This window comes from Coprococcus eutactus (genome assembly GCF_001404675.1).
In the GTDB taxonomy this organism is placed as follows: Bacteria; Bacillota; Clostridia; order Lachnospirales; family Lachnospiraceae; genus Coprococcus; species Coprococcus aceti.
Genome location: NZ_CYXU01000005.1, coordinates 136,113 through 150,941 on the forward strand (window position 1 = coordinate 136,113; position 14,829 = coordinate 150,941).

Genomic DNA, 14,829 nt, shown 5'->3' on the forward strand with positions numbered 1-14,829 from the left:
CGAAAGATGCCAGCGGTAAAATAATACAAAAAACAGACAAATGACTTAATAATATTAAGGACGGAAGCGGGGCGACGCTGCGTGCCAGCGGTTAATTTACAGTAATTTCATATTTGCAGGTGTTGGTAAATGTGGTATATGTGTGTTATTATATTTCTGACTGAGACTATATGTATAATCAGGAAAGGAAAATGAGATATGGCAGAGAATTATGATGATATAGATAAGAAGACACCGGATACGGTGGATACCGATGGACATGCATCGGATGATAAGGACAACGATGACGACTACGAGAAATACTGCTACCTGTGCAGGAGACCGGAGAGCGTGGCCGGCAAGCTGATACATATGCCTGGAGATATAAATATATGTGCAGACTGCATGCAGAGATCATTTGACAGCTTCAACAATTCCGGGTTTGGCAACATGCCGGGGCTTGGCAATATGCAGTTCATAGATCTGACAAATATGCCATTTGGCAATATAGATATGTCCAAGTTCAAGGCACAGAATGACGTGCCAAAGTCACAGAAAGTCAAGAAGAAGGCGCCAAAGGAAAAGAAGCAGGAGGAAGAACTCACGCTTAAGACAATTCCGGCTCCTCATAAGATCAAGGCTATGCTGGACGAGTATGTTGTGGGACAGGAATATGCCAAGAAGGTTATATCCGTGGCTGTATACAATCATTATAAGAGGGTTCTCACAGATACCATGGATGATATAGAGATAGAGAAGTCCAACATGCTGATGGTGGGACCTACAGGCTGTGGTAAGACATATATAGTCAAGACCATAGCAAGACTTCTCAAGGTGCCTCTCGCAATAACTGATGCGACAACTCTTACAGAGGCCGGTTATATAGGCGATGATGTTGAGAGTGTTCTGTCAAAGCTTCTCGCCGCCGCCGACAATGATGTGGAGAAGGCAGAGAGAGGAATCGTGTTCATAGATGAGATAGACAAGATCGCCAAGAAGCAGAACAGCAACAGCAGGGATGTGAGCGGTGAATCCGTACAGCAGGGACTGCTGAAGCTCCTCGAGGGCGCGGATGTCGAGGTGCCTGTTGGATCAGGAAGCAAGAATGCCATGGTTCCTATGACTACGATCAACACAAGAAACATCCTCTTTATATGTGGTGGAGCATTCCCTGATATAGAGGAGATTATAAAGCAGAGAATAAGCAGGCAGGCGTCAATGGGCTTCAAGGCTGAGCTCAAGGACAAATATGATGATGATCCGAATCTGCTGAGACAGGTTACAACCGAGGATCTCCGTGAGTTTGGCATGATACCTGAGTTTCTTGGAAGACTTCCGGTACTCTTCACACTTGATGCGTTGGACAAGGATATGTACGTGAGCATACTCAAAGAGCCTAAGAATGCGATATTAAAGCAGTATAAGAAGCTCCTTGCACTGGATGAGGTGGATCTTAGATTTGACGATTCGGCATACGAGGCGATAGCCGAGGAGGCGATCAAGAGGAAGACGGGAGCCAGAGCATTGCGTGCAATTATAGAGAAATTCATGCTGGATATCATGTACCAGATCCCAAGGGATGACACCATAGGAAGGGTGACCATCACAGGTGATTATATAAAGGGCAAGGGAAGCCCTATCATAGAACTGCGCGGAACACCGGCACTTGAGGAGGCAAGCGCAACTCAGATCGATAAGCAGGACTGAACAGATCTGTAATGACAATAATGCGATAACAGGAAAATGCTACTTGATAATATTTTATCAATATGCTAGAATATCACCGTTCATTAAGGGAGTAGTCAGCGCAGAGCTTGCGTTGTGATATCAACATAATGATTGGCAGCCATCGGTCGATGATGGCGTGAATCTGGTATTACTGTAGATGATGAGACTTTCTGGACAGCTTTTAGCTGCCCGGGAGGTCTCTTTTTATATGTGTCTGTGACTGCATCCGTCAAATCTATATCAAGGAGAAAAATTATGAGTATTGCAGAGTTATTCCTGTTGGCAGTTGGTCTTTCAATGGATGCATTTGCCGTGTCTATCTGTAAGGGGTTGTCCCTGCGCAACATCAAGGTGAAGCACATGCTTATCGCAGGTGCGTGGTTTGGAGGATTTCAGGCACTTATGCCGACGGTAGGATATGTCCTCGGAAGCTTTTTTGCAGATCTGGTAAGCAAATGGTCACACTGGATCGCATTTGTGCTCCTCCTGTTCATCGGCGGAAGTATGATCAAGGAGTCGTTTGGCGAGGAAGAGGAAGTAGATGCAGATATGAGCTTTAAGGTCATGTTCCTTCTGGCGGTTGCAACCAGCATAGACGCACTGGCGGTTGGAGTGTCATTTGCATTCCTCAAGCTGTCCACTCTGTATATCATACTTGCGGTATTATTCATAGGATGTATCACATTCATATGTTCAGCGGTCGGAGTGAAGATCGGAAGTATATTCGGAACAAAGTACAAGTCAAAGGCTGAGCTTGCCGGAGGTATCATACTTATACTCATAGGAGTAAAGGTTGTTCTGGACGGACTCGGTATATTGTAACCTTAACATAAAATAAATGGACAATAGTATGGTTTATGGCATACAATGTGTAGATAGGTTATGTGAAGGGAAAATATATTAAGTAAGGAGTAGATGTATGACCAGATTCAAAAAGAATATGAGAAGATTTGTCGTGGCTGCTGTTGTCGGAGCCATGGCCATGTCGATGACTGCATGTACTTCTCATATGTTTGATGAGAAGACTATCACAGGAACAATAAAGGATAATGCGGACGACTACACAAAGGTGCAGAAGGAGTTCGAGGAATATCTGCACGATGAGTATGTGGACAGTGTGACATCGGACACACTCTCGTACAACTATGAGATAAAGGATGGGGATGCCCTTGGTATTCCTGAGCCGGAGGTATCTCTGGGCGATTCGGATATGAGCGATGAGGGAATCAAAAAACGTAAGGCTGAGTTTGATGAGTCCTTTGACAAGCTCAAGTCATTTGACAGGGACGATCTCACGGAGAGCCAGCAGCTCACATACGATATACTTAATCAGTATCTGGAGACGGAGTCAGAGGGTTATCTGAACATATACCTCAGCGAGCCGTTCTCACCTATGAAGGGACTGCAGTCGAATATATCCACATATTTCACAGACTACCGTTTTGACGACAAGGGTGATGTGGAGAGATATCTCCAGGTGCTTGGAATGGTAAGGGATTATTTTGATGACAATCTAGAGTTTGAGAAGACAAAGTCCGAGAAGGGATATTTTATGAGTGATGCCGTGTGCGATAAGGTCATCGAGCAGTGCGAAGACTTCATCAAGGACAAGGACAATCACTTCATGATACAGGTGTTCAACGATAACATCGAGGCGCTGGACTTCCTGACTGCGGACGAGATAGCGGACTTTGAGGAACAGAATAAGAAGGCCGTTGCGGAAAGTCTTATACCTGCATATGAGGATGTTATAGATGTGCTGTCATCGCTCAAGGGAACCGGTAAGAACCAGGGCGGTGTGTGTGGCTATGAAGGTGGTAAAGAGTATTACGCTTACCTTTTGAAGGACGCTGCGGGAACTGATAAGACACCTGAGGAAGTGGCACAGATGCTGGATGACAACCTGTCAGATCTCATGACAGATCTGTATTCCATAGCCATGACACAGTACGATTCATATGAATATTTTGTGGAGCACTACGATGACCTCTTTGGAGACAGTGACTCAAAGGAGCCTTCAGAAATAATAGATATACTCATGAATACAGCCACCAAGAACTACCCAGACTTTGGAGAGATAAAGTATCAGGCGAAGAAGCTTGATAAGAGCCTTGAGGATATTCAGGAGAATACGCTGGCATACTATATGTCACCTGCGATCGATGACCAAGACAACAACCTTATCAGGGTAAATGGCAAACATACGGATGGTATGTGGACCACACTTGCCCATGAGGGATATCCGGGACACATGCTGCAGAATGCATACTACATGTCAACAGATCCTGAACCGGTACGTACCATATTAAGCTTCCTTGGATACAAGGAGGGCTGGGCAATGTATGCGTGCTATGATGCCATAAACTATTACACATTTGATGGGGCATCTGATTCGGACACCGTTGCAAAACTGTACAGGTTAAACGATGAGATCAATTATCTCATAAGTGGAAGGATCGATATAGGAATCAACTATGAGGGCTGGTCACTGCAGGAAGCAAAAGATTACCTGAATGAAAATGGATTCAACGGCGATGCCGCCGACGATCTGTATACTACCATGATAGGTGATCCTGCCGTATACCAGAGTTATTCAACAGGCTTCTATGAGATGCAGGAGATCAGGGATTATGCTGAGGAACAGCTTGGATCAAAGTTTGACCTGAAGGAGTTCAATACAGTCGTTCTCGAGACAGGTCCATGCCAGTTCAATATCCTGAAGCAGCAGGTTCAGAAGTATATTGAAACAAAACAATAAAATAGAATATAGCCGGTACATATAATGTACAGATGGAGACATACCGCAGCCGGAGAAATTTCCGTGCTGCGGTATTTTTGTGTAAAGATTCGGAATTTGCTGCATATACTATATAGATTGCCCCTGGAGGGATGTGCGGTGATATCAGATGCTGCTTACTCAGAGGATTATGTGGAATATATAATAGAATACAACGGAGACAGGGAAGCTTTGATGGATCTGTATCAGCCATACGGGCTCAACATAATAGACGACAGATATGCGGTGGCATATCAGCCGTTTCCGGCCGGGTATATGGAGAGCTTTTCAAGGCTTGAGTACAATCTTTTCCCCAAAGTGTACGGCCTGATGGACGACGTGGGAGCTCTTGAGGCTATAGGGGTTATCAATATCCAGCAGGAAAATATACTCGGACTCACCGGAAAGGGGATACTGCTTGGCATCGTTGATACGGGGATCGATATATTTGGTAGTTCATTTGTGCGGGATGGGGGTAAGACAAAGATACTTGCGGCGTGGGATCAGACTATGGAGGAGGCTGACAACGCATCATACGGCTACGGCAGGGAGTATAGCACGGAGGAGATACAGGCTGCTGTGGATGAGAGACAAAGGATATTGACGGATACCACCGGGCATGGAAGCTTCTGCGCGGGAACGGCTGTGAGCGTGGCTCCGTCGGCAGACCTGGTGGTGGTGAAGTTAAAGCAGGCAAAGGAGAATCTTCGCAGTTTTTATGGTATTCCATCGGATGCAAATGCGTACAGTGAGGTTGACATAATGACAGCGATAGCATATCTGCTTGAGCAGCAGAAAAAGCTGCGCATACCTATGAGCATACTCGTGACGCTTGGGACCAACAGTGGAAGCCATACGGGGGCGGGAGCGCTGGACAAATATATAAACAACATAGGAGATCTTCAGGGGTTTGCGGTATCTGCTGCCGGTGGCAACGAGGGGAGAGCAGGACATCATTATTCCGGGATCGTCACAGGGGCATATGATGTCGTTGAGATCGATGTGGCAGATCACAACAGCTTTACACTTGAGATATGGGGTAAGTCCACCAATACCTACTCGGTGGCCATAGAGATTCCCGGCGGGGAATTTATAGAGAGGATATCGCCGAGGTATGACAGGAGTTCGATCATCCGTCCGATATTTGGAGGTGGGATGATATATGTCGACTATTTTCTCGTAGAGGATTCTGCTGGGCAGGAGCTCATCATGCTCAGATTTATAACCCCGGCAAATGGTATATGGCGGATAAGGGTGTACGGTGTTGGAACCACGGAGCTCAGCTTTAACGCGTGGCTGCCCATAAGCAGCTTTGTATCCCCGGGAACGAGATTTGTGTCAAGTGATCCGGGGGTGACCATAACCAGCCCGGCGGTGGCGGAGACTGCGATATGCACTTGCGCATATGATCACTCAAATGGTAATCTGTATATAGACAACAGCAGAGGCTATACGGCGGACGGCAGGGTGAAACCGGATCTTCTCGCTCCCGGAGTGAATATAAGGGGAGAAGGAGCCAGCGGGGAGACGGTTATAAGAAGCGGCACCTCAGTGGCGGCTTCATACACTGCGGGCTGCAGTGCCATCATGCTTGAGTGGTCGTATGGGAGAAAGATGATAAGGAATATAAACGGCAACCAGATAAGGGGCTACCTGATAAGGGGAGCGGTGAGACCGGGAAGTTCGGGCGGGCTTTTGGAGATCAGGCAGTATCCGAATCCCGAGTGGGGATATGGCCTGCTGAACATTTACAATACATTTGAAAGTCTCAGGAATGTGTGAGGATAAGTTATGGGAAGAACATGCAGAGAAGAGCTGGCGAGCGGCGGTACGCTAATAATAAGTGAGAATGACTTCAGGATAGAGTATTTCTTCCCGGGCCCGGATGGACGCTATGGTGGAGTGAGGGTCAATATTCCGGGAAGGAAAGTTGAGACCTATATGAGGGCATGGCAGAAGAATTATGAAAGGTACGAAGAGCTTCAGAAGGCGGCGGGTGCAAGTGTGGTGAAGAGACCGGCTGCGATGAGAGGTGAGTGCGGAATGACGATACGGACCGGTTTCATGGACGGAGTATACCTGAAGGGAAGCCACATGAGAGTGACGGAAAGGGTGCAGCTCGACATGATAATCCGGGATTATGGATACGCTCTGGACAGATGGAAGAAGTCCGGGCAAATGCCTGAAAGTAGTGATTGTTAGTCTGCGTGATACTGTGCTATAATGCATCTGTGTGGTCAGAAACGGGAGGAGTATGACATGCATTAATTCACACTATTTATAAGAACGGAGGATAATATAATATGTATATAACATGTCTTGATTTAGAGGGAGTACTGGTGCCTGAGATTTGGATCGCATTTGCGGAGGCAAGCGGAATACCTGAGCTTAAGAGAACAACAAGGGATGAGCCTGACTACGATAAGCTCATGAACTGGAGACTTGGTATACTTAAGGAGCACGGACTTGGACTCAAGGAGATACAGGAGACTATAGCAAAGATAGATCCTATCCCTGGAGCAAAGGAGTTTCTGGATGAGCTGAGATCCATAGGACAGGTGATAATCATAAGCGATACATTTTCACAGTTTGCAGGCCCTCTCATGAAGAAGCTCGGTTACCCTACAATATTCTGTAATGAGCTGATCGTTGCAGATGACGGTGAGATCACAGGCTTCAAGATGAGATGCCCACAGTCGAAGCTCACAACAGTCAAGGCTCTGCAGTCAATCGGCTACGACACTATAGCAAGCGGTGACAGCCACAACGATCTGGGAATGATCTATGCGAGCAAGGCAGGCTTCCTGTTCAAGAGCACAGATCAGATCAAGGCGGACAATCCTGATCTTGAGGCATTTGAGACATACGATGAGCTTCTTGCGGCCATCAAGAAGGCAATGGACTAGTTGGAGATACAGATATGAAGTACAAGAGTGTAGATGAGATCGAGACGCTCTCTTTCAGGGATGCGACTCTGATCAGATGTATATATTCGGAGAAGCAGGGAATCCTGGAATTTGAATTTGACGGCGCGGTAGTCAGAGAGGACAACTCTGCAAATGAGCTCTATACTGACAGATATGCCAGTGATATGCAGGTCAGATTCACTGAGCCTGAGATTGAGGCACTTCTGCTCGAGGGTCATAAGTATTACGATGCGAACGATGTCCTCCAGGAGTCAGTACCGGATAAGCCTGTGGACAGGGCGGACTATGAGGATGTGCTGAAGAGCTTTGAGGGCAAGGTTGTATTTTATTCGGGCCAGCCAAAGGAGATGCTCAAGTCTTCGGAGAATGCTGACAGAAAATGCTATCAGATGATAATAGATGTGGATGAGGAATCCTATGTTCTGAGTTTTTACTATGATAAGGTGATCGCACAGTGGGAGCACTTTATGAACAAGGTGATGAACTAGCCTGACGGTTCGGCAGGGATCAGGAAAGGAAGATGCGGCAGATGGCAAAGAGGATACGCCGGTATATAGCATATATTGATGAGCTTTTAAAGAGGAATGATGTGGACTTTGCACGGGAGGCAGAGAGACATCTCACGCAGGTAGGATTTTTCATGCATGAGAGACTTATCCACCTCATAGTGCTGGTATTGTTTGCCGTATTGACGGTTGCAACATGTATAACATTTGTAGTGACGGCCAATATATCGCTGCTGATACTTGCACTTGCATTCATGGTGCTGCTTGTTCCATATATAATGCACTATCATCTTCTTGAGAACAGTGTCCAGTATATGTATGAGCAATACGACAGAATGCTCGAGAAGGCGGGCATAGATGCGTTTGTAAACAGATGATTGGTGAAAGGCGGTAAAGCATATATGTTCAATTTCGTTATGGGTATCGTGATGATCGGAATAGGCGCAATAAGTGTGGCTCATGCATTTTTTTCAAAAAATATGGCGGGCTTCATATTCTTCGGCATACTGATGATCGGATTCGGAATAGTGGAGCTGGTCAGATCCAGGGGCGTAAAGGCCAGAAAGAAGGCTGCCAGAGACAGAGAGTTTGACATGTACAATCTCATTGCGTCGGAGATGGGAGTCAAGATCAATCCGCTCACAGGAGAGATGCTGAGCTCAGACAATAAGGGTGAAGACGAACAAGTGACTGTTACTGAAGCTGATGATGCAGCGGATGTGGCAGAATAAGAACATAGAATAAAGCGGCATGGAGGTTTTTAGATACCTCCGTGCCGCTTGTTTTTTCATGCGGGATATTTCATCTATTTATAATCAGAGAAATCATACTCTGCAAATGTCTTCCCGTGCTCATCGGATCTGTACACCTTGCCATCGCTGGAGTCGATATAGAAATCACCGACCTTGGTGTCGCCCTCTTTATTGTTGTCGTGGAGCTCGATGTGGTAGCCTGTTTTTCCACCGGAAAATTCTGTGAGATCCTTGTCACTGTTGGCAACCTCGAATCTTCCGTCACCTGCGGGAAGCTGATCCATGAACCAGTCCTGGGCATCATCGAATGAACCGAAGATGCCTGACACGGTGTTTCCCACGCCGTCAGCGACATCCTTTACACCGTCGGCCACGCCGTCAGCGACATCCTTTACAGCGTCGGCTGCTCCGCCTACAACGCCTTTGTCAGATGAGTCGGTGCTGTTTCCTTCAGAGCTGTTACCATTCTGAGCCTCAGATGTTGTCTGGGTGCTGGCTGCTGAAGATGAGCCAGTGCTTGAAGCACCGTTTGAATTGCCACAACCACAGAAGAGGATCATGGTGAGTGTCATACACATCACAAGTAAAAAGTATTTTTTCATTGTACATGTTCTCCTTTTTTTAATATTTGCTATTTATATTCTCCGTATATCTGAGAAATATTCATGGCATAAAAAATAGACACATAATTAAAAATAAAAAATAATATAATAGAAAAAATGCTATAGGCGGCGAGGATCATTTGAAAAAAATTGACAATGTGCAGGAGGTGACTGACAGATGGCAGTATATTATGCTGGCGGTTGCCATATTTCTTGCCATAATTTTCTGCTGTTATTACATAATCAGCCAGTCGAGGTGGGGCTTTTATACTGCCGGAGGGCCGGTCAGGCAGCAGGCAAATGTCCTGGGGGCGGATGAGAGCACACCATCGGAGGTGGATGGGGCAAATGATACCGGGGAGATGCAGCCGGAGAAGGACGAAACGGAGTCTGATGCGGAGCCGGAGATAACGAAGAGGGCGTATCTCACATTTGACGATGGGCCATCCGGGAACACAGTGGAGATACTGGATATCCTTGATAAATACGATGTGAAGGCAACATTTTTTGTCGTGGGGCGCGACAAGAGCTATTATGATGCCTACCGGGATATAGTGGATAGGGGACATACACTGGGGCTTCATTCGTACACCCATGATTACGATAAAATATATGGAAGCCTTGCTGATTTCTCCGAAGATATTGAGGAATTGCGAAATTTATTGTATGATGTAACAGGTGTAAATTGTGTATATTACAGATTCCCGGGCGGCAGTTCAAATACGGTATCCAGAGTGGATATGAACACCCTGATAGACTATGTGAATGCCGAGGGGCTTATATATTATGATTGGAATGCGCTGAACAATGATGCCGTGTGTGGCAGCTACACGCCGGAGCAGCTTGTCGACAATATCATGAAGGATGCACTGCAGCACGACGATGTGGTCATATTGATGCATGATCTTGAGTCGAGGCACACCACGGTGGAATCACTGCCGATGCTCATTGAAAGACTCCGGGATGACGGGTATGAGCTGCTGCCTATAGATGAGAATGCACCACTTATCAGGCACAGATGAGAAGGGACGGATATATGCCATGACTTATGAAGAGGCAAGAAGTTATATAGAATATACGGACACCATGGGAAGCGTTCTGGGGCTTGACAGTATAAAGGAGCTGCTGAGAAGGCTGGGCGATCCGCAGGACGCAGTCCCGGTTATACATATAGCAGGAACAAATGGCAAAGGTTCAATATGCGCATTTCTGGACGAGATACTTGAGAGTGCAGGATACAGTGTGGGAAGATATATATCTCCGACGATATTTACATATCTTGAGAGATTTCAGATAGATAAGGAATATATGTCTGAGGAGGATTTTGCCGTATATCTTGAGACGGTGAAAGATGCAGCGGATGACATGGTGTCGGACGGCTGGGGAAGGCCCACATCGTTTGAGACGGAGACAGCGGTGGCGTTCTGTTATTTCTGCGACAAAAAGGTCGATTTCCTGTTGCTTGAGACCGGAATGGGAGGACTGGAGGATGCCACAAATGTGTGCAGTCATCCGGTCTGTACGATAATAGCAAGTATAAGCATGGATCACATGCATTTTCTCGGGAACACCCTGAGGGATATATACAGACAGAAGCTTGGAATATTGAAAAAGAACTGCCCATGTGTGGCGTACCCGCTTGCCTCAGAGCTTGAGGATATGTGGGATATGGCATGTGAGCAGAATAATATATCGGACTTGGCGGTACTTATCAGGGAGAAGGATATAGAGATATGCGGAGAGTCTGTTGATGGAAGTGAATATATATATGGCGGACAGAGATACGAACTTCAGGTCCCGGGCATATATCAGATATATAACAGTGCCACAGCGGCTGCGACCGCACATGTTCTCATGAGGCTTGGATATGAGCTGACTGAGGATGACATAAGGAGAGGACTTAAAGCGACGTTCTGGAAGGGAAGATTCCAGAAGCTTATGGACAAACCTCTCATGTATGTGGACGGCGCGCACAATCCGGGAGGCTGGAGAGCACTTAGACAGAACATAGATGAGTATTTTGCCGGAAGAGACCTCATATATATATGTGGGGTGTTCAAGGACAAAGACTATGAGCAGATGCTCAGGATCATGATGCCGGGGGCTTCTGCGTTCATAGCAGTTGAGCCGGATAACCCGAGAGCACTTTCAAGGCATGAGCTGAAAAGGCTGGCAGGGACATATATAGATGAAGTCTATGAGCAGGAAGATGTGGACGATGCCGTGAGGCAGGCGATGACGCTGGCTGATGACAGACAGGATCCGGTGGTGATGGTATTTGGCTCACTGTCATTTATTGGGCCGATCATAGACCGTGCGGAACATGGAGGATATATAGAAAGCTGATGCAGACAGAGATGGACAGAGTGGACAGGATCATATACAACGATGAATACAGACGTCTCATGGAGACTGTGCGGAACAAGGAGACCGACAGGATATTCTGCCGGCATGGACTTGAGCACTGCCTGGATGTTGCCAGGATAGCGTATATAATGAATATCGAACAGGGATATGCGATAGACAGGGAGATCATATATGCCGCGGCACTTCTTCACGATGTGGGACGGGCAGATCCTGATGACACCGGCAGGAAGCATCATGAGCTGAGTGTTGAGTATGCGGGCAGGATACTGGAGCAGTGCGGATTTTCCACGCAGGAGAATGAGCAGATATGTGATGCCATAGGCTCACACAATACAGACGGTGCAGAGCGGGAAGGACTGGCATATGTGTTGTATAATGCGGATAAGCTGTCTCGAAACTGTTTTGACTGCAAGGCATCAGACCAGTGTTACTGGCTGGAGAGTGCACGCAATACAGGGATAAAATATTAAGGGAAGTACCAAGGGATCGCACGTCATGTGCGGATATTTTATATCTGGAGGATAAAAGGATGATAATAGGAAACAAGACATTTGAGAGTGGAAAAGAACCTTATGTGATGGGGATACTGAATGTGACCCCGGATTCATTTTCGGATGGAGGACAGCATAACACCATGGACACAGCTCTGTTTACCACAGAGAAGATGATAACTGAGGGTGCTGTGATAATAGATGTTGGCGGTGAGTCCACAAGACCTGGATATACAAAGATATCGGATGAGGAGGAGATAGATAGGACCGCACCGATCATAGAGGCGATAAAGAGAGATTTCGACGTGGCAGTATCACTCGACACATACAAGTCTGCGGTGGCTGAGGCGGGTATACATGCAGGTGCAGATCTCATAAACGATATATGGGGACTGAAGTACGATGAGAAGATGGCGGCTGTCATAGCGAAGTACGACAAGGCGTGCTGTCTTATGCACAACAGGGAGAACACAGATTACACAGACTATCTGGCTGATGTTGTATCAGATCTGGATGAGTCGGTTAACATGGCTCTGGCAGCAGGCATAGACAGGGACAAGATCATGGTGGATCCGGGAATAGGATTTGCAAAGGATCTGCATCAGAATCTGCTCCTCATGAACAATCTGGAGCTGCTCCACAAATGGGATCTCCCGATACTCCTCGGAACGTCGAGAAAGTCGATGATAGGACTTACACTTGATCTTCCGGTGACCGAGCGCGAGGAGGGAACAGTTGCCACATCAGTGCTTGGGCTTGTGAAGGGCTGCGATTTCTTCAGAGTACACGATGTGAAGAGCAACTACAGAGCACTCAAGATGACGCATGCGATGCTGAGTGCCAGATAACATATAGCGGAGGTGCGGTATGGACAGTATCAATATAAAAGGACTTGAGGTATTTGCACATCACGGAGTGTACAGGGAGGAGAATGTCCTTGGACAGAAGTTCGTGGTGGACGTATCCATGCAGGTGTCGACCCAGGAGGCCGGCAGAAGTGATGATATAAGAAAATCTGTGAACTATGGCAGCGTGTGCGATGGCATACAGAAGGTCATGAAGAACAGAAATTATAAATTGATAGAGACTGTGGCTGAGGAGATAGCAGACATGATACTTCTCACTTACGATGATGTGAGAGGGGTAAATGTGACGGTGAAGAAGCCGTGGGCTCCGGTCATGGTACATGTAGATACAGTGTCCGTGTCCATAAGCAGAAAAAAGCACACAGCATATCTTGGACTTGGGTCAAATATCGGCGACAGGGAATCATATCTGGACATGGCCATAGATGAGCTGAACAAGGATAAATACACCAAGGTGACAAGAGTATCAGATTTTATAGAGACCGAGCCGTATGGCGGCGTTGAGCAGGACGATTTTCTGAACGGCTGTCTGGAGATAGAGACGCTCAGGACTCCTGAGGAACTGCTGAGACTGGTGAATGGAATAGAGAAAGCGGCGGGAAGAGAGAGGCTGATCCACTGGGGACCGAGAACTCTGGATATCGATATCCTGCTTTATGATGATGTCGTGTATGACAGTGAGGATCTTCACATACCACACGTGGAGATGCACAAGAGAGAGTTTGTACTTGAACCGTTGTCCATGATAGCGGGATACAAGAGGCACCCGCTGCTTGGCAAGACGATATCCGAGCTTCGTGCCGGGCTGGACAAACAGTGACAAATTTGACACTTCAAGTGGAAGGATAGATAGAATGAATACATTGGAAGAGATAAACAGTCTGGAGGAGCAGATACAGCAGCTTATCACCAGAAAGAATGAGCTTATCGACAGAGCGTGTGTTGAGGGCAGAGATATTGCGCTGGCACATATAAGCTCTGATGTGGTGAGCGGGTTTGTGCCCGTGGATCATCTGAAGGTCGATAAAGACACGGTGGTTGTATACCAGGGTGTTCCGGGGGCTTACAGTCATCAGGCTATGCATGACTATTTTGGCAAGGATATAAAGAATGTAAATGTTGCAAAATTTGAGGATGTCATAGAGACGGTGAAGAGCGGCAAGGCTGATTACGGAGTCCTGCCTATAGAGAATTCCTCTGCCGGATTTGTGAGTGGTATATATGATATGGTTGGCAGCAGCGGCCTGACCATCGTGGGCGGAGACGAGGTCAAGGTGGCACATATGCTCATGGGAGTTCCGGGCTCAAAGCTTTCTGATATACAGACTGTATATTCCCATCCGCAGGGGCTTCTGCAGTGCAGTGAATTCCTAAACAGAGCCGGATACGCACAGTGCCCGGTTGCGAACACTGCAGTGGGTGCGGTGAAGGTCAGGGATGAAGGTGATATTACTCAGGCTGCCATAGCGAGCGCTCTTGCCGCAGATATATACGGACTTGAGATACTCAAGGACGATATAGTCAACAATGAGAACAACACAACGAGATTTATCATACTGTCAAAGAAAAAGGAGTATGTGAAGAGTGCGGGAAATATATCCGTATGCTTTGCACTGCCACATGAGAGTGGAACCCTTTACAGTATACTTGGACATATAAAACATAACGGGCTCAATATGACAAGCATTGAGTCGAGGCCTCTCAGGGGAAGAAAATGGGAATATTCATTCTTCATAACTCTTGAGGGAAGTCTCATGGATCCGGCGACGATAGATGCGCTGGATCATATAAATAAGGATTCTATGGATTTCAAGATAATTGGAACATACTGATAA

The 14,829-nt window shown here is 46.7% G+C and carries 16 protein-coding genes; 15 read left to right on the forward strand and 1 reads right to left on the reverse strand.

Features of this window, described 5'->3' with window-relative positions; translation table 11 throughout:
* The first annotated feature begins 198 nt into the window (after nt 1-198).
* The 9 genes from clpX (at nt 199) to ARA78_RS10670 (ending at nt 8,647) form a co-directional block, all read left to right on the forward strand.
* Entirely contained in the window at nt 199-1,686 is a 1,488-nt protein-coding gene (gene clpX, locus ARA78_RS10630; RefSeq protein ID WP_022215922.1) for an ATP-dependent Clp protease ATP-binding subunit ClpX, read from the forward strand.
* 276 nt (nt 1,687-1,962) lie between these two features.
* On the forward strand, nt 1,963-2,529 hold the full coding sequence (locus tag ARA78_RS10635; RefSeq protein WP_015533897.1) for a manganese efflux pump MntP family protein: 567 nt from the start codon (nt 1,963-1,965) through the stop codon (nt 2,527-2,529).
* A 97-nt stretch (nt 2,530-2,626) separates the two neighbouring features.
* Nucleotides 2,627-4,465, forward strand: coding sequence for a DUF885 domain-containing protein (locus tag ARA78_RS10640; RefSeq protein ID WP_055280496.1), 1,839 nt, complete (start codon nt 2,627-2,629; stop codon nt 4,463-4,465).
* Between the two features lie 138 nt (nt 4,466-4,603).
* Nucleotides 4,604-6,265, forward strand: a complete 1,662-nt coding sequence (locus ARA78_RS10645) for a S8 family peptidase (RefSeq protein WP_055223325.1) — start codon at nt 4,604-4,606, stop codon at nt 6,263-6,265.
* A 9-nt stretch (nt 6,266-6,274) separates the two neighbouring features.
* The gene (locus ARA78_RS10650; RefSeq protein ID WP_015533895.1) at nt 6,275-6,685 is read left to right on the forward strand and encodes a hypothetical protein; all 411 of its coding nucleotides are present in this window, start codon (nt 6,275-6,277) and stop codon (nt 6,683-6,685) included.
* 101 nt (nt 6,686-6,786) lie between these two features.
* The gene (thrH, locus tag ARA78_RS10655) at nt 6,787-7,389 is read left to right on the forward strand and encodes a bifunctional phosphoserine phosphatase/homoserine phosphotransferase ThrH (RefSeq protein ID WP_015533894.1); all 603 of its coding nucleotides are present in this window, start codon (nt 6,787-6,789) and stop codon (nt 7,387-7,389) included.
* Between the two features lie 14 nt (nt 7,390-7,403).
* Complete coding sequence (locus ARA78_RS10660) at nt 7,404-7,898, forward strand: hypothetical protein (RefSeq protein ID WP_015533893.1); 495 nt, start codon at nt 7,404-7,406, stop codon at nt 7,896-7,898.
* Between the two features lie 41 nt (nt 7,899-7,939).
* Nucleotides 7,940-8,293: a hypothetical protein gene (locus ARA78_RS10665; protein WP_055273339.1), complete on the forward strand. Its 354-nt coding sequence runs from the start codon at nt 7,940-7,942 to the stop codon at nt 8,291-8,293.
* A gap of 24 nt (nt 8,294-8,317) precedes the next feature.
* Nucleotides 8,318-8,647, forward strand: a complete 330-nt coding sequence (locus ARA78_RS10670; RefSeq protein WP_055280497.1) for a hypothetical protein — start codon at nt 8,318-8,320, stop codon at nt 8,645-8,647.
* 74 nt (nt 8,648-8,721) lie between these two features.
* On the opposite strand, the gene ARA78_RS10675 is transcribed toward ARA78_RS10670, so the two are convergent.
* Complete coding sequence (locus tag ARA78_RS10675; RefSeq protein ID WP_055280498.1) at nt 8,722-9,270, reverse strand: hypothetical protein; 549 nt, start codon at nt 9,268-9,270, stop codon at nt 8,722-8,724.
* A gap of 140 nt (nt 9,271-9,410) precedes the next feature.
* Here ARA78_RS10675 and ARA78_RS10680 point away from each other — a divergent pair, with 140 nt between their 5' ends.
* The 6 genes from ARA78_RS10680 to ARA78_RS10705 are packed head-to-tail and all read left to right on the forward strand — an operon-like array spanning nt 9,411 to nt 14,826.
* Entirely contained in the window at nt 9,411-10,292 is an 882-nt protein-coding gene (locus ARA78_RS10680) for a polysaccharide deacetylase family protein (RefSeq protein WP_238051350.1), read from the forward strand.
* A complete protein-coding gene (locus tag ARA78_RS10685; RefSeq protein WP_242849713.1) occupies nt 10,267-11,616 on the forward strand; it encodes a bifunctional folylpolyglutamate synthase/dihydrofolate synthase in 1,350 nt (449 codons plus the stop codon). Before ARA78_RS10680 ends, ARA78_RS10685 begins: the two co-directional genes overlap by 26 nt.
* The gene (locus ARA78_RS10690) at nt 11,616-12,107 is read left to right on the forward strand and encodes an HD domain-containing protein (RefSeq protein WP_015533888.1); all 492 of its coding nucleotides are present in this window, start codon (nt 11,616-11,618) and stop codon (nt 12,105-12,107) included. Before ARA78_RS10685 ends, ARA78_RS10690 begins: the two co-directional genes overlap by 1 nt.
* 59 nt (nt 12,108-12,166) lie before the next feature.
* Entirely contained in the window at nt 12,167-12,976 is an 810-nt protein-coding gene (gene folP, locus ARA78_RS10695; RefSeq protein WP_055280499.1) for a dihydropteroate synthase, read from the forward strand.
* Between the two features lie 19 nt (nt 12,977-12,995).
* Nucleotides 12,996-13,814, forward strand: coding sequence for a 2-amino-4-hydroxy-6-hydroxymethyldihydropteridine diphosphokinase (folK, locus tag ARA78_RS10700; protein WP_022216256.1), 819 nt, complete (start codon nt 12,996-12,998; stop codon nt 13,812-13,814).
* A complete protein-coding gene (locus ARA78_RS10705; RefSeq protein ID WP_242849714.1) occupies nt 13,768-14,826 on the forward strand; it encodes a prephenate dehydratase in 1,059 nt (352 codons plus the stop codon). The genes folK and ARA78_RS10705 overlap by 47 nt, the downstream gene beginning before the upstream one ends.
* The last annotated feature ends 3 nt before the right edge of the window (nt 14,827-14,829 follow it).

What these genes read in the sequence shown, in the direction of transcription:
- ARA78_RS10690 (WP_015533888.1), top strand. Translation starts at nt 11,616, where the DNA reads ATGCAGACAGAGATGGACAGAGTGGACAGGATCATATACAACGATGAA.
- ARA78_RS10660 (WP_015533893.1), top strand. Translation starts at nt 7,404, where the DNA reads ATGAAGTACAAGAGTGTAGATGAGATCGAGACGCTCTCTTTCAGGGAT.
- ARA78_RS10675 (WP_055280498.1), bottom strand. Translation starts at nt 9,270, where the DNA reads ATGAAAAAATACTTTTTACTTGTGATGTGTATGACACTCACCATGATC.
- folP (WP_055280499.1), top strand. Translation starts at nt 12,167, where the DNA reads ATGATAATAGGAAACAAGACATTTGAGAGTGGAAAAGAACCTTATGTG.
- ARA78_RS10640 (WP_055280496.1), top strand. Translation starts at nt 2,627, where the DNA reads ATGACCAGATTCAAAAAGAATATGAGAAGATTTGTCGTGGCTGCTGTT.
- ARA78_RS10685 (WP_242849713.1), top strand. Translation starts at nt 10,267, where the DNA reads ATGCACCACTTATCAGGCACAGATGAGAAGGGACGGATATATGCCATG.
- ARA78_RS10665 (WP_055273339.1), top strand. Translation starts at nt 7,940, where the DNA reads ATGGCAAAGAGGATACGCCGGTATATAGCATATATTGATGAGCTTTTA.
- ARA78_RS10650 (WP_015533895.1), top strand. Translation starts at nt 6,275, where the DNA reads ATGGGAAGAACATGCAGAGAAGAGCTGGCGAGCGGCGGTACGCTAATA.
- clpX (WP_022215922.1), top strand. Translation starts at nt 199, where the DNA reads ATGGCAGAGAATTATGATGATATAGATAAGAAGACACCGGATACGGTG.
- ARA78_RS10670 (WP_055280497.1), top strand. Translation starts at nt 8,318, where the DNA reads ATGTTCAATTTCGTTATGGGTATCGTGATGATCGGAATAGGCGCAATA.
- thrH (WP_015533894.1), top strand. Translation starts at nt 6,787, where the DNA reads ATGTATATAACATGTCTTGATTTAGAGGGAGTACTGGTGCCTGAGATT.
- folK (WP_022216256.1), top strand. Translation starts at nt 12,996, where the DNA reads ATGGACAGTATCAATATAAAAGGACTTGAGGTATTTGCACATCACGGA.
- ARA78_RS10635 (WP_015533897.1), top strand. Translation starts at nt 1,963, where the DNA reads ATGAGTATTGCAGAGTTATTCCTGTTGGCAGTTGGTCTTTCAATGGAT.